Genomic DNA, 17,031 nt, shown 5'->3' with positions numbered 1-17,031 from the left:
CTGGCCGAGGTGCACGACGCCTGGGGCATGATCCGCGTGCTGGAAGTGGCGGACTACCGTTTCCTGGAGTTCGGCGACGCCATCGAGCAGAGCTGCACTTTCACTGCCGACCCCAGCTGGCTGGAGTACGACTACACACGGGCCATGCTGGTGGGCGCACTGTGCCATGCCGAACCCGAAAGCGCCCTGTTCCTGGGCCTCGGCGCAGGCACGTTGACCCAGGCCTGCCTCAAGTTCCTGCCACTCGAAGACGTCGAATGCATCGAACTGCGCCCCGACGTGCCCCGGCTGGCCATCGAATACATGGGCCTGGAAGACGATCCCAGGCTGTACATCCGGGTCGGCGACGCGCTGGAACTGCTGCCCAGCGCCGAAACCGCCGACCTGATCTTCGTCGACCTGTATACCGATCACGGCCCGGCTCCCGCGCACCTGGCCTGGCGCTTTCTCGAACAGTGCCAGCAGCGCCTGAACCCGCACGGTTGGCTGATCATCAACCAGTGGGCCGGCAACGATGGCAAGCCGCTCGGCGCTGCGTTGCTGCGCGGGCTCTACCAGCGCCACTACTGGGAGTTGCCGGTGAAGGAGGGCAACGTGATCGTGATGGTACCGGCCGATATTGAGCAGCAGCTGGACCTGCCCGGTCTGCGCCAGCGTGCCGATGCCCTGGCGCCGCAGTTGGGCTATTCCCTGCAGAGCCTGATCGACCTGATCCGCCCGGCGACCTGACACGCCGCGTCGACCCGATGCCCCCTGCTACTGGCCGACGAACACGGCAGGGCGCTGCTGCTGCATCGCCGCCAGGCCCTCGTGCGCGTCCTCGCTGGCGAACAGCCGTCCCGTGGTCGCTGCCAATTGGCGGCTGGCGGCCACTTCGCCGTCGCTGATCGCCAGGCGCGCCGACGCCAGGGTCGCCTGCACGCCCAGCGGCGCCTGCCGGGCAATCCGCTGGGCCAGGGCGAGCGCGTTGGGCAGCAGGTCCTCACTGGCCATGACTTCCTGCACCAGGCCCAGGCGCAGTGCCTCGTGAGCATCGAACTCATCGCCGGTGAGCAGCCAGCGCATCGCATTGCCCCAACCGGCGATCTGTTGCAGGCGCAGAGTGGCACCGCCGAACGGGAACAGCCCGCGCTGCACCTCCATCTGGGCAAAGCGGGTATTGCTGGCGCACAGGTTGATGTCGGCCGCGAGCATCAGTTCGATGCCCACGGTGAGGCAGTACCCCTGCGCCGCGACGATGACCGGTTTGCTGACCACCGGCCCCCCGGACACCCGCCAGGGATCGCAGCCGCCGGGCGGTACCTGCCAACCCTGGCTCAGACGCGTGCTCACCGCCGTCAGATCCAGCCCTGCGGTGAAATGGTCACCGTGGCAATACACCAGCGCCACCCGCGCCATCGGCTCGCGCTCGAACGCGCCGTAGGCCAGGCTCAGGGCATCGAGCATGGGCAGGTCGAACGCATTGCGTTTGGCAGGGCGGTCAAGGCCGATGAGCATGACGTGTTCGCGCAGCTCGCAGCTGACCTTGCCGGGGCAGGGGGTGGGCATGACGGCGTTCTCCGAAGGTTTTGGATGAAAGGTTTCAGCCGCCGCACCTGCGCAGGCGCCTTCGCTAAAATAGACCGTGATGCCGATTCGCGCAAAGCCCGCGTGGCTCTGCCGTGCATGCGGCACCAAGGTACAAAAAAGTCTCACCTTGCGGCCGTTTTCAGGTATAGTGCGCGCCGGTCTTTAACCAGGCCACGTTTAGGTAGCGCAATCCCCCGAAGACAGCTTCGGCTGCATGTCCGTTCCGCGGACTCTCCCTAACGATTCTTTCATTCAATCGTTTTCGCAAATCCCCGCCGACAAAGCTGCCAGGGTGACTCTCGAGTCTTACAAGGCATGCGCAGCTTTGGAGCATGGGTCTTTGCGGATGCACTTAGAGGCAGACCCATGACCCAGGAAACCGGCGGCTTCGCCGCTCTCGAACTTCATCCGAACATTGTTGCTGCTGTGGTCGCTACCGGCTACGAAGAGCCTTCGGCTATCCAGCAACAATCGATCCCGATCATTCTCGCCGGTCATGACATGATCGGCCAGGCGCAGACAGGCACCGGTAAAACCGCCGCCTTCGCTCTGCCGATCCTGCATCGTATCGACCCGAGCAAGCGCGAGCCGCAAGCCCTGATCCTGGCGCCAACCCGTGAGTTGGCGCTACAAGTAGCCACTGCATTCGAAACCTACGCCAAGCAGATGCCTGGCGTTACCGTAGTGGCCGTGTACGGCGGTGCCCCGATGGGCCCGCAATTGAAAGCCATCCGCAACGGCGCGCAAATCGTCGTCGCTACCCCCGGCCGTCTCTGCGACCACCTGCGTCGCGACGAGAAAGTCCTCGCCACGGTGAACCACCTGGTGCTCGACGAAGCCGACGAAATGCTCAAGCTGGGCTTCATGGATGACCTGGAAGTCATCTTCAAGGCCATGCCCGAGACTCGCCAGACCGTACTGTTCTCGGCAACCCTGCCGCAGTCGATCCGTGCCATTGCCGAGCGTCATCTCAAAGACCCCAAGCACGTCAAGATCCAGACCAAGACTCAGACCGTCACCGCGATCGAGCAGGCTCACCTGCTGGTTCACGCCGACCAGAAGACCTCGGCTGTCCTGCGCCTGCTGGAAGTCGAAGAGTTCGATGCGCTGATCGCTTTCGTGCGCACCAAGCAAGCCACCCTCGACCTGGCCAGCGCCCTTGAAGCCAAAGGCTACAAGGCTGCGGCACTCAACGGTGACATCGCCCAGAACCAGCGCGAGCGCGTCATCGACTCGCTCAAGGATGGTCGCCTGGACATCGTCGTCGCTACCGACGTCGCTGCTCGTGGCCTGGACGTACCGCGCATCACTCACGTGTTCAACGTCGACATGCCGTACGACCCCGAGTCCTATGTGCACCGTATCGGCCGTACCGGCCGTGCCGGTCGCGAAGGCCGTGCGCTGCTGCTGGTGACTCCACGTGAGCGTCGCATGCTGCAGGTCATCGAGCGTGTCACCGGCCAGAAGGTCGCTGAAGTTCGCCTGCCAGATGGCCAGGCCGTGCTGGATGCGCGCATTCGCAAGCTGACCAACAGCCTCGCGCCGTTGGTGGGTGATGCCGAAAGCACCCACGGCGAGTTGCTGGATCGCTTGACCGCCGACATCGGTTGCAGCCCGCGTGCCCTGGCCGCGGCCCTGCTGCGCAAGGCCACCAATGGCCAGGCGCTGACCCTGGATGCTGTCAACAAAGAGCAGCCACTGGTTCCGACCAGCGCTCCACGCGAACGCAGCAGCGGTGATCGTCCTGACCGTGGTGACCGCGAGCGTCGCGCTCCCATGCCACTGGGTGAAGGCCGCGCACGCTGCCGTACTGCCCTGGGTGCTCGTGACGGCATCGCCGCGAAGAACCTGCTGGGCGCCATCCTCAACGAAGGCGGCCTGGCCCGCGAAGCTATCGGTCGCATCCAGGTGCGTGACAGCTTCAGCTTGGTCGAGCTGCCGGAAGAAGGTCTGGAAGGTCTGCTGAGCAAGCTGAAAGACACCCGCGTCGCTGGCAAGCAGTTGAAGCTGCGTCGCTATCGCGAAGACTGATTGCCTATAGTCTTCAGGCATAAAAAATCCCCGACTGGTTCGGGGATTTTTTTTGTCTTGATTGCGGCGCGTTCATCGCCAGGTCGAGCTCGCTCCCGTGGGAGCGGGCTCTGCCCGCGAAGCAGGCGCCGCCGATCAATCAGTTCTTGGCAGGCGGCACCTGGGTAGCAGGGGTGGTGCCTGGGGCTACGGGCATGCTCGAGTCGGACTTGGTCGCTTCCTGAGCTGCAGCCTTGTTCGATTCGGCAGCCGCTTCGTTGGCCTTGGCGTTTTCCTTGGCGGCGTCGTTCATTTTTTCTTGAGCCGAGTCCATTTTTTCCTGCGCTTCCTGACGATGCTCTGCAGCGTCCTGAGCCTTGTCTTCGGATTTCTTGTCGCAAGCAGCCAAACCAAGGGTGGCAGCCAGCATCAGGGAGTAAGCGAGTGTCTTGCGCATGGTGTTTCTCCTTATTGGGTATCTACGAGGCTAAGAGGGTGTGCCCCGGATATAAGTTCCGTCACTGCGGTTATATATAAGTGTCGGATCGCAATGAGGTTTTTCCGCAGGCGTGCTGTACCGTTCAAGCACTCGTCCGGTTTTCACGGTGGCCCTGGGTGAAAGAAGCCGTTCACGGGTGCTGGCTCATTCGTCTACCGACGCCACCCTTGAAATACCGATCGGTGGCCCCATCTCCTTGTCATCCCGCCGCTCATCGGCGGCACCTGCCATCTGATTGGAGTTTGATGACCATGAGTGTGGAAACTCAAAAGGAAACCCTGGGCTTCCAGACCGAGGTGAAGCAACTGCTGCACCTCATGATCCATTCGCTGTATTCCAACAAGGAAATCTTCCTTCGCGAATTGATCTCGAACGCCTCCGACGCCGTCGACAAGCTGCGTTTCGAAGCGCTTGCCAAGCCTGAGCTGCTCGAAGGCGGTGGTGAGCTCAAGATCCGTGTCAGCTTCGACAAGGACGCCAAGACCGTCACCCTCGAAGACAACGGTATCGGCATGAACCGTGACGATGTCGTGACCCACCTGGGCACCATCGCCAAGTCCGGCACTGCCGACTTCATGAAGAACCTCACCGGCGATCAGAAGAAGGATTCGCATCTGATCGGTCAGTTCGGCGTGGGCTTCTACTCGGCCTTCATCGTCGCCGATCAGGTCGATGTCTACAGCCGTCGTGCCGGCACCCCGGCCAGCGAAGGTGTGCACTGGTCGTCCAAGGGCGAAGGCGAGTTCGAAGTCGCCAACATCGAGAAGGCCGAGCGCGGTACTCGTATCGTGCTGCACCTGAAAAGCGCCGAAGACGAATTCGCCGACGGCTACCGTCTGCGCAATATCATCAAGAAGTACTCCGACCACATCGCCCTGCCGATCGAGCTGCCCAAGGAAAGCGCGCCGGCCGAAGGCGAAGAGGCTCCGGCGCAGGAGTGGGAAACCGTCAACCGCGCCAGCGCCCTGTGGACCCGTCCGCGTACCGAGATCAAGGACGAGGAATATCAGGAGTTCTACAAGCACGTCGGTCACGACTACGAGAACCCGCTGAGCTGGAGCCACAACAAGGTCGAAGGCAAGCTGGAATACACCTCGCTGCTGTACGTGCCGGCCCGTGCACCGTTCGACCTGTACCAGCGCGAAGCCCCGCGTGGCCTCAAGCTGTACGTGCAGCGCGTGTTCGTGATGGATCAGGCCGAATCCTTCCTGCCGTTGTACCTGCGTTTCATCAAGGGTGTGGTCGACTCCAACGATCTGTCCCTGAACGTGTCGCGTGAGATCTTGCAGAAAGATCCGATCATCGACTCGATGAAAACGGCTCTGACCAAGCGTGTTCTCGACATGCTGGAGAAACTGGCCAAGAACGAGCCCGAACAATACAAAGGCTTCTGGAAGAACTTTGGCCAGGTCCTCAAGGAAGGCCCTGCCGAAGATTTCGCCAACAAGGAAAAGATCGCCGGCCTGCTGCGCTTCGCTTCTACCAGCGACGACAGCGGCGAGCAGAGCGTCGGCCTGGCCGACTACCTGGCACGGGTCAAGGAAGGTCAGGACAAGATCTACTACCTGTCCGGCGAGTCCTATGCGCAGGTCAAGAACAGCCCGCACCTGGAAGTCTTCCGCAAGAAAGGCATCGAAGTGCTGCTGCTGACCGATCGCATCGACGAGTGGCTGATGAGCTACCTCACCGAGTTCGATGGCAAGGGCTTTGTCGACGTTGCCCGTGGCGACCTCGACCTGGGCAAGCTGGACTCCGAGGAGGACAAGAAAGCCCAGGAAGAAATCGCCAAGGACAAGGAAGGGCTGGTCGAGCGCCTGAAAGCGGCTCTGGGTGATTCCGTCAGCGAAGTGCGGGTTTCCCACCGTCTGACCGATTCACCCGCGATCCTCGCCATCGGTGAGCAGGACCTGGGCCTGCAGATGCGCCAGATCCTGGAAGCCAGCGGCCAGAAGGTGCCCGATTCCAAGCCGATCTTCGAGTTCAACCCCAACCACCCGCTGATCGCCAAGCTGGACGTGGAGCAGAGCGAAGATCGTTTCGCCGACTTCTCCCACATCCTATTCGATCAGGCGGCGCTGGCAGCCGGTGACAGCTTGAAAGATCCTGCCGGATACGTGCGGCGGCTGAACAAGCTGCTGGTCGAGTTGTCCGTTTAAGCAGTCCAGGTAAAAGCCCGCTTCGGCGGGCTTTTTCGTTTTCAGTCACGACCTTTTGGGGGTACAAGCATGAGCACATTGACCGTTCAATCCGTGGTCTACCAGATCGACGGGCAGGCGTACGAAAGCCGTCTGGTGTACGACGCCGATATCGTTTCTCCACGTCCGGGGCTGGTGATGGCGCCCAACTGGATGGGTGTTAGCGAGGGTGCCGAGCGCATCGCCCATGCCGTGGCTTCCAAGGGCTATGTGGTGCTGCTGGTGGACTTGTATGGGCAGGGCGTGCGCCCGAGCAACAACGACGAAGCCGCAGCGGCCATGACTCCGCTGAAGAACGACCGCGCCCTGCTGCGCAAGCGCATGCAGGTGGCGTTGCAGCAGTTGCACGAGCAACCCCACGCAGCTGTCGATCCCGCACAGTCCGCAGCCTTCGGTTTCTGCTTCGGCGGTTGCTGTGCTCTGGAGCTGGCACGTACCGGCGCAGCGCTCAAAGCCACCGTGTCGTTCCACGGCACGCTGGACACGCCCAATCCGGCCGATGCTCATGACATCAAGGGTTCGGTCCTGGTGCTGCACGGCGACGCCGACCCACTGGTGCCGGCCGAGCAACTGCCTGCGTTCCGTTCCGAAATGAACTCGGCAGGTGTGGACTGGCAGTTGACCAGCTACGGCGGTGCCTACCATTCATTCACCGACACCGAGGCCAACAACCCAGGTGTGCAGATGTACGATGCCAAGGTCTCGGCGCGCGCTTTCCAGGCCATGCACAACCTGCTCGACGAAGTGTTCCAGGCCTGAGTCAGCATGTGACTAGGAATGCCTGTTCGCGGCCACTGGCCGCTCCTGCGCCATTTCCGTAGGAGGGGTCAGCGGCCGCGAACAACCCTGGTTTAGGCCTCCGCCAGATACGTCTCGATATCGATCACCGCGCTGGTCATCAGTTTGTGCACCGGACAATGATCGGCCACCCGGTCCAGGTCATGGCGCTGTGCTTCCGTCAGATTGCCCAGTAGCGTCAGTTTGACCCGCAGGCTGTACTTGCCGGTTGGCTCTTCGCTGTTGTCGCGCTTAACCTCAATGTTCACCCCGGTCAATGGTATGTTTTTGCGCTGCGCATAAAGCTTGAGGGTCAAGGCCTTGCAGGCGCCCAGTGCGGCGTCGAAATAGTCGTGGGGGGAGGGGGCCGAATCTGCGCCACCCAAGGCTTCGAGCAGGTCGGTATGGAAGGAGTGGCGGCCATCGATGTCGATGCGGTGGCGAAATCCGTCGCCGGGTTCGGTAGTCACGGTGATAGACATGGAGATCCCTTCGTTTGAGTGCACAAACCACACTGTATAGAGGCTGGTACCGCCAAAGGGGTTCAACTGTCGTCAGCCGACCGACTGCAGGCAAAAAAAAACGGCGCCCGCAGGCGCCGTCTTCAAGCAAGGCTATGAGCCTTACTGGCCGGTCCAGCGCTTGAGCACCAGGGTAGCGTTGGTGCCGCCGAAGCCGAAGCTGTTGCTCATCACAGTGTTGATCTCGACGTTTTCCTGGGTAACGGTCTGCACCGGCAGATCGGCCACGGCAGGGTCCAGTTCGTCGATGTTGGCGGAGCCTGCGATGAAGTTGCCTTCCATCATCAGCATGCAGTAGATCGCTTCGTGCACGCCAGCGGCGCCCAGGGAGTGACCGGACAGGCTCTTGGTCGAACTGATGGCCGGATACTTGCCAGCGAAGACTTCACGCACACCTTTCATCTCGGCTACGTCGCCCACCGGCGTGGAAGTGCCGTGAGTGTTCAGGTAGTCGATCGGGGTGTCGACGGTGGACAGGGCCTGCTGCATGCAGCGGATGGCGCCTTCGCCGCTTGGCGCGACCATGTCGTACCCATCGGAGGTCGCGCCGTAGCCGACGATCTCGGCGTAGATGTGCGCGCCGCGGGCCAGGGCGTGTTCCAGTTCCTCGACCACCACCATGCCACCGCCACCGGCGATGACGAAGCCATCACGGTCGCTGTCGTAGGCGCGCGAAGCTTTCTCAGGCGTGTCGTTGCGCTTGCTGGACAGGGCGCCCATGGCATCGAACAGGAACGACTGGCTCCAGTGCTCCTCTTCACCGCCACCGGCGAACACGACGTCCTGCTTGCCCATCTGGATCTGTTCCATAGCCGTACCGATGCAGTGCGCGCTGGTGGCGCAAGCCGAGGCGATGGAGTAGTTCAGGCCCTTGATCTTGAACGGGGTGGCCAGGCAGGCCGACACGGTGCTGCTCATGGTCCGGGTGACACGGTACGGGCCGACGCGCTTCACGCCTTTTTCGCGCAGGATGTCGAGTGCTTCCATCTGGTTCAAGGTGGAGGCGCCGCCCGAACCTGCGATCAGGCCGGTACGAGGATTGGAGACCTGCTCTTCGGTCAGGCCGGAATCCTTGATGGCATCCTGCATGGCCAGGTAGGCGTACGCGGCGGCGTGGCCGACGAAGCGGTACACCTTGCGGTCGATCAACTCTTCCAGATTGAGGTCGATGGAGCCGGAAACCTGGCTACGCAGACCCATTTCGGCATATTCCGGGTTGAAGCGGATGCCAGGGCGGCTTGCCCGCAGGTTTGCGGAGACGGTGTCTTTGTCATTGCCAAGGCACGAAACGATGCCCAGACCAGTGATAACAACGCGGCGCATGCGGATAACCCTTAGAAATTTTCGGTGGATGTAAAGACGCCAACCCGAAGGCCGTCGGCGGTGTAGATCTCGCGACCGTCGACACTGACCGAGCCATCGGCGATGGCCATGTTCAGCTTGCCCTTGAGCACGCGTTTGATATGAATGTTGTAGGTGACCTTCTTGGCGGTCGGCAGTACCTGGCCGAAGAACTTCACTTCGCCCGAACCCAGCGCACGGCCGCGGCCCGGCAGGCCTTGCCAGCCCAGGAAGAAACCGACCAGCTGCCACATGGCATCCAGGCCCAGGCAGCCCGGCATCACCGGATCGCCTTCGAAGTGGCAGGCGAAGAACCACAGGTCCGGGGTGATATCCAGCTCGGCGACCAATTCACCCTTGCCGTACTTGCCACCTTCGGCGCTGATATGGGTGATGCGGTCCACCATCAGCATGTTGGGGGCGGGCAATTGCGCGTTACCTGGGCCGAACAGCTCGCCACGACTGCAGCGCAGCAGATCTTCCCGAGTAAAGGCGTTTTGTTTGGTCATGCGAGCTCCTCAATAGTCCCTGGTGGCAGGGGGCAGATCTTCCCGACCGACCAGAAGGATCAAAGCCTGGGTCGGCAGCCTACACATAGACTATTGCGTTGTAGTGAAAGTCACAGCGCAAGCGATACGGAAGTACACTTGTTCACTGAAATTATAATGCCAGACGACAGGCTTTGTCCGAATGGATGTACAAGACTGCCGCACTTTAACATTTCTTGCCAGCAACGGGCGTTATCTGGAGGGTATCGGGTGGTCATTCAGCGGCGCGTTTTCAGCTCGTCCAGCGCAGCAGTACCTGTTGCAGGTCTGCACGTTTGAACGGTTTGGCCAGGTAATCGTTCATTCCCGCTTCCAGGCAGGTGTCGCGGTCGCCGAGCAAAGCGTTGGCCGTCAGGGCGATGATCGGCAACTCGGCCCTGTCGGGTATCTGGCGGATCTGCCGCGAAGCGCCATAGCCGTCCAGAATCGGCAGGCGGCAGTCCATCAACACCGCCGAATAGAGCCGTTCACGCACTTGGTCGACTGCTTCGGCACCGTCGCTCACCACATCGACGTCGTACCCCAGGCTGCGCAGCATGGCTTCGATCACGGTCTGATTGACCGGGTTGTCTTCCACCAGCAAAACGCGGTGACCGGTGCCATCGTCGTGGGCGCACGTGTTGGGCACGGGTGCCGGACGCGCCAGACTCTGCTGGCTCAGGGCCAAGGGCATCTCCAGGGTGAACAGCGAGCCTTTACCCTCCTGGCTCTGAGCCCGCAACGTGCCGCCCATGCGTTCGGCCAGCGTGCGTGCGATCGGCAAGCCCAAACCGGTACCGCCGTAGCGCCGTGAGATCGAACTGTCGGCCTGGGCGAAGGCGACGAACATGCTTTCCAGGCGATCTTCGCCAATGCCGATGCCCGTGTCGCGCACGGTGCAGGTCAGCCAGATCAACTGGTGATCCAGTACCTGCCACTGCACGCCGACGTGCACGCCGCCGTCGTCGGTGAACTTCAGCGCATTGCCGATCAGGTTGACCAGAATCTGTCGGATACGGGTCGGATCACCTTCGACCTGAAGCCCTGCAATGCCTTCGGGCAGCGCCAGCTCCAACGTCAGTTTTCGCTGTCGTGCGGTGTGCTGGAAGGCCTGCACGCAACTGGTGATCAGTTCATGCAAGCTGAAGCCGATGTGCTCCAGTTCCATCGCTGCCCGTTCGATACGGGAAAAATCCAGGATGTCGTTGATGACCTTGAGCAGGTGCTCGGTAGACTCGGTAGCCACCTGGGCATAGTCGCGCTGTTCGTCGCTCAGGGTGGTGGTTTCAAGCAACTGGAGCATGCCCAGCACACCATTCATCGGCGTGCGCAGTTCATGGCTCATCATCGCCAGGAAGTCCGACTTGGCGCTGTTGGCGCGCTCGGCCTCCTCGCGGGTCTGGATCAGTTGCTGCATGGCCTGATGCTGTTCGTCGCTGGCTTTGGCCAAGGCGCTGGCCAGGTTGTTGATGTGCCCGGCCAGATGACCCAGTTCGCTGTCGTCGACGATCGGCAGCGGCGTGTCGAAGCGGCCCTGGCCGATGGCCTTGACCACCCGGCTCATTTCGCTGATCGGCTGGGCCAGGCTGCGCGCCAGGCGCCGGGCCAGCAGGTAGGTGAACAGCAGGGCGAACAGCGCCAGTACGCCGGCCTTGAGCACGATCTCCTGCTGGCGCTGACTGAAGGCATCGTCGGACATGCCGACGATGACCCGCCCCAGATAGTCGCCACTGCTGGCGCTCACCAGGTGTTGCTGCACCTGTGCCCGATGGTCTTCCATGAACGCGCCGCGGATCTGGATCGGCGCCTGGAATACCTCGACATGGGCCGAGCGATGCTCGTCGCCAACACGCCGTTCGACGTAGGCCAGGCGCTGATCGGTCTGGTCCTGGATCTCCAGAAAGCGTACATGTGGAGTGGCCAGAGTGGCGCCGAGCAAGCCTTCGAGCACTGCGGCATTGTCAGTGACCACACCGTACTCGGACGCGGGGGCGAGCTGGTTGGCGATCAACTGGCCCGTGTGGTTGAGTTCCTGGCGCAGGTCCTGCAGACGCACGAAGGTAAAGAAGCCGATCAGCAACAGCGTCAGCAGCAGCGCCGGCCCGACGCTGATAATCTGGGTGCGCGTATGAATGTCGCGGTTCAGGCGCAACTTCATGTCAGGGCGCGAGGCAATGGGAAAATGGCGAACACGACAGGGCCTGATTCGAGTTGAACAGTCAGGCATGTTAACCGGTCAGGGCGACAATTCCAGTCGTAATGTTGCCGGGGAGCAGGCCGGGACTGGTCGTGTCGGGGCGCCTCCGTATAATCTCGTCAATCGCCTTCAACTCGACCAAATGGATGGGATATGACTCAAGAGCAGCCGATAGCCGTGCTGGGGGGAGGTAGTTTCGGCACCGCCGTGGCCAACCTGCTGGCCGAGAACGGCCATTCGGTCCGGCAATGGATGCGTGATCCGGAGCAGGCCGAGGCCATTCGGCTGAACCGGGAAAACCCGCGCTACCTCAAAGGTATAAAGATCCTGCCGGGGGTGACGCCGGTCACGGACCTGCCCACGACTATCGCCGGCAGCGAGCTGATCTTCGTCGCGCTGCCTTCCAGCGCCCTGCGCAGCGTACTGGCCGTGCACGCCGAGCAACTGACGGGCAAGATGCTGGTCAGCCTGACCAAGGGCATCGAGGCGCAGACCTTCAAGCTGATGAGCGAGATCCTCGAAGACGTCGCGCCGGGCGCGCGCATCGGCGTGCTGTCCGGGCCCAACCTGGCCCGCGAGATCGCCGAGCATGCCTTGACCGCCACCGTGGTGGCGAGCGCCGACGAAGCCCTCTGCGAACGCGTCCAGGCCGTTCTCCATGGGCGCACCTTTCGCGTCTATGCCAGCAGTGACCGCTTCGGCGTCGAACTGGGCGGCGCCCTCAAGAACGTCTACGCGATCATTGCCGGCATGGCCGTGGCATTGGGCATGGGCGAGAACACCAAGAGCATGCTGATCACCCGCGCGCTCGCCGAAATGACCCGCTTCGCCGTCAGCCAGGGTGCCAACCCCATGACTTTCCTGGGTCTGGCCGGAGTCGGTGACCTCATCGTCACCTGTTCCTCGCCCAAGAGCCGCAACTATCAGGTAGGGTTCGCGCTGGGCGAAGGCCTGAGCCTGGAAGACGCCGTGTCGCGCCTGGGCGAAGTGGCCGAAGGGGTCAACACCCTGAAGGTGCTCAAGGCCAAGGCGCAAGAGCTGCAGGTGTACATGCCGCTGGTGGCGGGCCTGCATGCAATCCTCTTCGAAGGGCGTACCCTGAATCAGGTCATCGACTTGCTGATGAGAGCCGAACCCAAAACCGATGTCGACTTCATTTCCACCAGCGGCTTCAACTGAGGAGCAATTCATGAACCGTTCTTTCAACGATCCGGACCGCGAGGCCATCGTACTGCGTGTGCTCTGGATGGTGGTGTTCGTGCTGGTCTGGCAGGTCGCCCAGTTCCTGCTCGGCGCGCTGGTGCTGGTGCAGCTGATCTATCGTCTGGTCTATGGCGCGCCGAACGCGGGCATGATGGCCTTCGGCGACAGCCTGAGCCAATACCTGGCCCAGATCGGCCGCTTTGGCAGCTTCCACACCGAGCACAAACCCTGGCCGTTTTCCGACTGGCCCCAAGCGCGTCCAGCCGACGGCGAAACGGCCCACCCGGCAGGCGCGGGTCGCCCGCTGGCCGATGACGAGCCCAAACCATGAAGCTCTGGGTCCTGCGTCATGGTGAGGCCGTCAGCCATGCCCGCAGCGATGCCGAGCGTGCCCTGACTTCGTTCGGCCAGCAGCAGGCACTGATCAGCGCTGCGCACCTGCACGATCAAGCGCTGGACGCCATCCTTGCCAGCCCCTATGTGCGCGCACAACAGACCGCAACCCTGGTTCATGGCGCCCTGCAGGCGGCTCCACCGATACAGACCGTGCCCTGGCTGACGCCCGACAGCGATCCTCTGGCGGTCATCGGCCACCTGGAGGCGCTGGGTCTGGACAACGTCCTGCTGGTCAGCCATCAGCCGCTGGTAGGCAACCTGCTGAGCCTGCTCGTGCACGGCAACCTGCGTCACCCCGAGCCCATGCAGACGGCCAGCCTGGCCGAGTTGCACGGCGACTGGCCGCTCGCGGGGCTGATGTCCCTGCAAGCGGTTCGTCATCCCTAACCTGTCAGGAATACACCCATGAGCCTGTGGCGCACCGAACCGGATCTGGAACGCTTGAATGCCGCGCAGAAAAACACCATCGGCGAGTTGCTCGACATCCGCTTCGAAAGCTTCGATGGCCAGTCCCTGACCGCCAGCATGGCGGTCGACGCACGTACCCACCAACCGTTCGGCCTGCTCCATGGCGGCGCCTCGGTGGTGCTGGCCGAAAGCCTGGGGTCGATGGCCAGTTTTCTGTGCATCGATACCGAGCGTTTCTACTGTGTGGGCCTGGAGGTCAACGCCAACCATCTGCGCGGGTTGCGCAGTGGCCGCGTGACAGGCGTGGCTCGTGCCGTGCACATCGGCCGTACCACCCACGTATGGGACATCCGCCTGCAAGGCGACGACGGTAAGCCCAGCTGCATTTCACGCCTGACGGTGGCCGTCGTGCCGCTGGGGCAGAACCCTCCGGCCCGCTGAGTCGTGTCTGCGCCGGTCCGCGAAATCCGCCTGTCGCTGCCCCATATCGAGCTGGCCGCCCAGGTCTACGGACCCGAAGACGGCAGACCGGTGCTGGCGCTGCATGGCTGGCTGGACAACGCCAACAGCTTCGCCCGCCTGGCGCCGAAGCTGACCGGGCTGCGCATCGTCGCCCTCGACCTGGCCGGGCATGGTTACTCCGGGCATCGCCCGATCGGCGCCGGTTATGCCCTGTGGGACTACGCCCACGACGTGCTGCAGGCGGCTGACCAGCTTGGATGGCAGCGCTTTTCCTTGATGGGGCACTCGCTGGGCGGGATCGTCGCCACCTTGCTCGCGAGCGCCATGCCCGAGCGAATAGAGCGCCTGGCGCTGATCGACGGTGTGGTGCCGCCGCTCGGTGCTGCCGAGGAGGGGCCACTGCGCCTCGGCGAAGCCCTGCAGGCGCAACAGGCGTTGGCTCATAAGCGCAAATCTGTGTATCCCGACATCGACCGGGCGGTGTCAGCGCGCAAGCATGGGCGTATCGCCGTCAGCCACGAGGCGGCCGAGTTGTTGGCGGCGCGAGGGCTTGAAGTCGTGGCCGGTGGATTCAGCTGGCGCAGCGACAGTCGCCTGACCCTACCGTCGCCGGTCCGCCTGAGCGAAGAGCAGGCACTGGCGTACGTGCAGGGGATTCGCTGCCCCAGCCTGTTGATCCTCGCACAGGAGGGCCTGCTGGTGAACAAAACCGCGCTGCTGGCCCGGTTGGGGCTCCCTGTGCAGCAGTTGCCCGGAGGCCATCACCTGCACCTGAATGACGACACCGGGGCCGAGCTTGTCGCAGACTGTTTCAATCGCTTTTTTGCGATACCTTGACTTGCAGCGGTCAACTGCCGAGGCTTGTCAGGTTGAAACAGGAGAAGACCCCCGATGGAACTCGCTGCTACGCTCGTCTACGGCCCTTTGGCCCTCCACGCCCTGCTGCCCTCATGAACGCCTCCAAGCGGCTGCTGCCGGTACTCGCCGGTTTGCTGTGCACCGCAGCGCTGAGTACCGCCGCGTTTGCGGCCCAGGCGCCGGCGCTGGTCGACGCCAAGGTCGTCGACCAGCGCCCTGCGGTCGACAAGGAACGCATCTATCCATTGGGGTCGCTGCGCAAGATCAGCGGCAAGCTGCGCATGGATGGCCAGGTCAACGCCAAGGGACAGGTCAGTTCCACCACTTACGAGCTTCCCGAAACCCAGACGGCGGCTCAGGCGTTCAACGACGCACGCGAGGCCTTGCAGCAGGGTGGGGCGCATACGCTGTACTGGTGCCAGGCGCGCGACTGTGGAGAAAGCAGCTTGTGGGTCAACGATGTCTTCGACGGCGCACGGCTGTCGGGGGCCGACGATCAGCAGGCGTTCGTGCTGCTGCGCCAGGCCGCTCCGGACGACAACACCCTGACCGCCCTCTACGCCATCACCCGCGGTAACCGTCGCGCCTATCTGCATGTCGAAACCTTCGTCGCCGACGCGCCGCTGGGTACCTTGCTGCCTACGCCGGCCACGGTGCTGCACGAACTGCGCAGCACCGGCGATCTCGACTATCCCGCCCTTGGCGAAACCCCTGACGATACCTGGGTGGCCTTGCTGGCCCGCAGTCTGCAACTCGACAGTTCGATTCGCGCGAGCGTCTCCGGCGTCTCGCCTGCCTCGGCGGCTGCGTGGCGCGATGCCCTGGTAGCCAAGGGCGTGCGTGCGGCCCGCCTTGAAACCGGTAGCGAGAGCGTCAAGGGGCTGCACCTGGAAATCATTCGTTGAGCCTGTTTCGGCCTTTGGAGCCTGAATGCTGAGTAACGACCGCCTGCTGGTACAGATCGTCTTGCTGGCCTTGCTCGGTGCCTGCCTTTGGGTATTGGCGCCGTTCTGCTCGGCGTTGCTGTGGGGGGCGATCCTGGCCTATGCCAGTTGGCCGCTGATGCGTCTGCTGACCCGCTGGCTCAACGGCCGCGAGTCGCTGGCCGCGGGCATTCTCACCGGCTGCTGGATGTTGCTGGTGGTCTTGCCGCTGGTGTGGCTGGGTTTCAACCTGGCCGACCATGTGCGTGATGCGACGGCCTTCATCCGTGATGTCCAGGTCGATGGGCTACCCGATGCGCCCGATTGGCTGGCGGGCATTCCTCTGGTCGGTGGCAGCCTGGTCGGCCTGTGGAACACCCTCGACGAGCAAGGCGCGGCGCTTCTGGCCAGCGTGCGGCCGTACCTGGGGCAGGTCGGCAACTTTCTGCTGGCCCGTAGCGCGCAGATCGGTGGCGGGATTCTCGAACTTACCCTGAGTCTGGTCTTCGTGTTCTTTTTCTATCGCGACGGGCCGCGGATGGCGGCCTTCGTGCTCAGGCTGCTGGAACGCCTGATCGGCGAACGTGCGGGGTATTACATCGACCTGGTGGCCGCCACGGTGCAAAGGGTGGTCAACGGGGTGATCGGCACTGCCGCCGCCCAGGCGATCCTGGCCTTGATCGGCTTTCTCATTGCCGGTGTGCCGGGGGCCCTGGTGCTTGGCATCGTCACCTTCCTGCTCAGCCTGATTCCCATGGGACCGCCACTGGCCTGGATTCCAGCCACGGCCTGGCTGGTGTGGCATGGCGACTATGGCTATGCGATTTTCCTCGGCATCTGGGGGACCTTCGTCATCAGTGGCGTGGACAACGTGCTCAAGCCCTACCTGATCAGTCGCGGCGGCAACCTGCCCCTGGTGATCGTGCTGCTGGGGGTGTTCGGCGGGCTGCTGGCGTTCGGCTTCATCGGCCTGTTCATCGGCCCCACCTTGCTGGCAGTGGCCTATAGCCTGTTGCACGACTGGACCCACACCGAACACAAACCGCTCTAGGCTCTGTGCGAAAAGCCTTGATACTCGGTGATGCTGCGTTGAAAACAGCCTCGGAATGCTCATTTACAACCCGTAAACTCCGCTTCCTCGGCTG

At 62.8% G+C, this 17,031-nt stretch carries 16 protein-coding genes and 1 pseudogene; 11 read left to right on the top strand and 6 right to left on the bottom strand.

The window, feature by feature from the left end; all coding sequences use genetic code 11:
* Nucleotides 1-27: 27 nt before the first annotated feature.
* Nucleotides 28-729 carry a spermidine synthase gene (locus AC788_RS13045; RefSeq protein WP_049861133.1) on the top strand — a complete coding sequence of 234 codons (702 nt, stop codon included), beginning with the start codon at nucleotides 28-30 and terminating at the stop codon, nucleotides 727-729.
* Between the two features lie 27 nt (nucleotides 730-756).
* On the opposite strand, the gene AC788_RS13040 is transcribed toward AC788_RS13045, so the two are convergent.
* Nucleotides 757-1,548, bottom strand: coding sequence for a crotonase/enoyl-CoA hydratase family protein (locus AC788_RS13040; RefSeq protein ID WP_049861019.1), 792 nt, complete (start codon nucleotides 1,546-1,548; stop codon nucleotides 757-759).
* Between the two features lie 353 nt (nucleotides 1,549-1,901).
* Here AC788_RS13040 and AC788_RS13035 point away from each other — a divergent pair.
* Nucleotides 1,902-3,600, top strand: a pseudogene (locus AC788_RS13035) (DEAD/DEAH box helicase).
* Nucleotides 3,601-3,739: 139 nt separating this feature from the next.
* On the opposite strand, the gene AC788_RS13030 reads toward AC788_RS13035, so the two are convergent.
* Nucleotides 3,740-4,036 carry a hypothetical protein gene (locus AC788_RS13030; protein ID WP_049861017.1) on the bottom strand — a complete coding sequence of 99 codons (297 nt, stop codon included), beginning with the start codon at nucleotides 4,034-4,036 and terminating at the stop codon, nucleotides 3,740-3,742.
* 293 nt (nucleotides 4,037-4,329) lie between these two features.
* Here AC788_RS13030 and htpG point away from each other — a divergent pair, with 293 nt between their 5' ends.
* Both htpG and AC788_RS13020 read left to right on the top strand, forming a co-directional pair.
* Nucleotides 4,330-6,234: a molecular chaperone HtpG gene (gene htpG / locus AC788_RS13025; protein ID WP_049861132.1), complete on the top strand. Its 1,905-nt coding sequence runs from the start codon at nucleotides 4,330-4,332 to the stop codon at nucleotides 6,232-6,234.
* Nucleotides 6,235-6,303: 69 nt separating this feature from the next.
* A complete protein-coding gene (locus tag AC788_RS13020; RefSeq protein ID WP_049861016.1) occupies nucleotides 6,304-7,032 on the top strand; it encodes a dienelactone hydrolase family protein in 729 nt (242 codons plus the stop codon).
* 92 nt (nucleotides 7,033-7,124) lie between these two features.
* Here AC788_RS13020 and AC788_RS13015 read toward each other — a convergent pair whose 3' ends face one another.
* From AC788_RS13015 to AC788_RS13000, 4 genes are all read right to left on the bottom strand, one after another.
* Nucleotides 7,125-7,532: an OsmC family protein gene (locus tag AC788_RS13015; protein ID WP_049861015.1), complete on the bottom strand. Its 408-nt coding sequence runs from the start codon at nucleotides 7,530-7,532 to the stop codon at nucleotides 7,125-7,127.
* Between the two features lie 141 nt (nucleotides 7,533-7,673).
* Nucleotides 7,674-8,894: a beta-ketoacyl-ACP synthase I gene (gene fabB / locus AC788_RS13010; RefSeq protein ID WP_049861014.1), complete on the bottom strand. Its 1,221-nt coding sequence runs from the start codon at nucleotides 8,892-8,894 to the stop codon at nucleotides 7,674-7,676.
* 11 nt (nucleotides 8,895-8,905) lie between these two features.
* Nucleotides 8,906-9,421 carry a 3-hydroxyacyl-[acyl-carrier-protein] dehydratase FabA gene (gene fabA / locus AC788_RS13005; protein ID WP_049861013.1) on the bottom strand — a complete coding sequence of 172 codons (516 nt, stop codon included), beginning with the start codon at nucleotides 9,419-9,421 and terminating at the stop codon, nucleotides 8,906-8,908.
* Nucleotides 9,422-9,692: 271 nt separating this feature from the next.
* Nucleotides 9,693-11,597: an ATP-binding protein gene (locus AC788_RS13000; RefSeq protein ID WP_049861012.1), complete on the bottom strand. Its 1,905-nt coding sequence runs from the start codon at nucleotides 11,595-11,597 to the stop codon at nucleotides 9,693-9,695.
* Between the two features lie 192 nt (nucleotides 11,598-11,789).
* Between AC788_RS13000 and AC788_RS12995 the strand changes: the two genes are divergently transcribed.
* From AC788_RS12995 to AC788_RS12965, 7 genes are all read left to right on the top strand, one after another.
* Nucleotides 11,790-12,815 (top strand): NAD(P)H-dependent glycerol-3-phosphate dehydrogenase, encoded by a 1,026-nt coding sequence (locus tag AC788_RS12995; RefSeq protein ID WP_049861011.1) that lies wholly within the window; start codon nucleotides 11,790-11,792, stop codon nucleotides 12,813-12,815.
* Nucleotides 12,816-12,825: 10 nt separating this feature from the next.
* Nucleotides 12,826-13,170, top strand: a complete 345-nt coding sequence (locus AC788_RS12990; protein ID WP_049861010.1) for a DUF4389 domain-containing protein — start codon at nucleotides 12,826-12,828, stop codon at nucleotides 13,168-13,170.
* Nucleotides 13,167-13,622 (top strand): phosphohistidine phosphatase SixA, encoded by a 456-nt coding sequence (gene sixA, locus AC788_RS12985; protein WP_049861009.1) that lies wholly within the window; start codon nucleotides 13,167-13,169, stop codon nucleotides 13,620-13,622. Before AC788_RS12990 ends, sixA begins: the two co-directional genes overlap by 4 nt.
* A gap of 18 nt (nucleotides 13,623-13,640) precedes the next feature.
* Nucleotides 13,641-14,084 (top strand): hotdog fold thioesterase, encoded by a 444-nt coding sequence (locus AC788_RS12980; RefSeq protein WP_049861008.1) that lies wholly within the window; start codon nucleotides 13,641-13,643, stop codon nucleotides 14,082-14,084.
* Between the two features lie 3 nt (nucleotides 14,085-14,087).
* Nucleotides 14,088-14,942, top strand: a complete 855-nt coding sequence (locus AC788_RS12975; protein ID WP_049861007.1) for an alpha/beta fold hydrolase — start codon at nucleotides 14,088-14,090, stop codon at nucleotides 14,940-14,942.
* Nucleotides 14,943-15,055: 113 nt separating this feature from the next.
* Nucleotides 15,056-15,868 (top strand): DUF4892 domain-containing protein, encoded by an 813-nt coding sequence (locus AC788_RS12970; protein ID WP_049861006.1) that lies wholly within the window; start codon nucleotides 15,056-15,058, stop codon nucleotides 15,866-15,868.
* 25 nt (nucleotides 15,869-15,893) lie between these two features.
* Complete coding sequence (locus AC788_RS12965; RefSeq protein WP_049861005.1) at nucleotides 15,894-16,937, top strand: AI-2E family transporter; 1,044 nt, start codon at nucleotides 15,894-15,896, stop codon at nucleotides 16,935-16,937.
* Nucleotides 16,938-17,031: the final 94 nt, after the last annotated feature.

Origin of the sequence: Pseudomonas sp. RIT-PI-a (assembly GCF_001187875.1) — a bacterium.
Lineage (GTDB): Bacteria > Pseudomonadota > Gammaproteobacteria > Pseudomonadales > Pseudomonadaceae > Aquipseudomonas > Aquipseudomonas coleopterorum.
This window is presented reverse-complemented; position numbering and strand designations above follow the sequence as displayed.

Excerpts from the sequence above, each read along its gene's own strand:
- AC788_RS13045 (WP_049861133.1), top strand. The coding sequence starts at position 28 with ATGATCCGCGTGCTGGAAGTGGCGGACTACCGTTTCCTGGAGTTCGGC.
- AC788_RS13040 (WP_049861019.1), bottom strand. The coding sequence starts at position 1,548 with ATGCCCACCCCCTGCCCCGGCAAGGTCAGCTGCGAGCTGCGCGAACAC.
- AC788_RS13030 (WP_049861017.1), bottom strand. The coding sequence starts at position 4,036 with ATGCGCAAGACACTCGCTTACTCCCTGATGCTGGCTGCCACCCTTGGT.
- htpG (WP_049861132.1), top strand. The coding sequence starts at position 4,330 with ATGAGTGTGGAAACTCAAAAGGAAACCCTGGGCTTCCAGACCGAGGTG.
- AC788_RS13020 (WP_049861016.1), top strand. The coding sequence starts at position 6,304 with ATGAGCACATTGACCGTTCAATCCGTGGTCTACCAGATCGACGGGCAG.
- AC788_RS13015 (WP_049861015.1), bottom strand. The coding sequence starts at position 7,532 with ATGTCTATCACCGTGACTACCGAACCCGGCGACGGATTTCGCCACCGC.
- fabB (WP_049861014.1), bottom strand. The coding sequence starts at position 8,894 with ATGCGCCGCGTTGTTATCACTGGTCTGGGCATCGTTTCGTGCCTTGGC.
- fabA (WP_049861013.1), bottom strand. The coding sequence starts at position 9,421 with ATGACCAAACAAAACGCCTTTACTCGGGAAGATCTGCTGCGCTGCAGT.
- AC788_RS13000 (WP_049861012.1), bottom strand. The coding sequence starts at position 11,597 with ATGAAGTTGCGCCTGAACCGCGACATTCATACGCGCACCCAGATTATC.
- AC788_RS12995 (WP_049861011.1), top strand. The coding sequence starts at position 11,790 with ATGACTCAAGAGCAGCCGATAGCCGTGCTGGGGGGAGGTAGTTTCGGC.
- AC788_RS12990 (WP_049861010.1), top strand. The coding sequence starts at position 12,826 with ATGAACCGTTCTTTCAACGATCCGGACCGCGAGGCCATCGTACTGCGT.
- sixA (WP_049861009.1), top strand. The coding sequence starts at position 13,167 with ATGAAGCTCTGGGTCCTGCGTCATGGTGAGGCCGTCAGCCATGCCCGC.
- AC788_RS12980 (WP_049861008.1), top strand. The coding sequence starts at position 13,641 with ATGAGCCTGTGGCGCACCGAACCGGATCTGGAACGCTTGAATGCCGCG.
- AC788_RS12970 (WP_049861006.1), top strand. The coding sequence starts at position 15,056 with ATGAACGCCTCCAAGCGGCTGCTGCCGGTACTCGCCGGTTTGCTGTGC.
- AC788_RS12965 (WP_049861005.1), top strand. The coding sequence starts at position 15,894 with ATGCTGAGTAACGACCGCCTGCTGGTACAGATCGTCTTGCTGGCCTTG.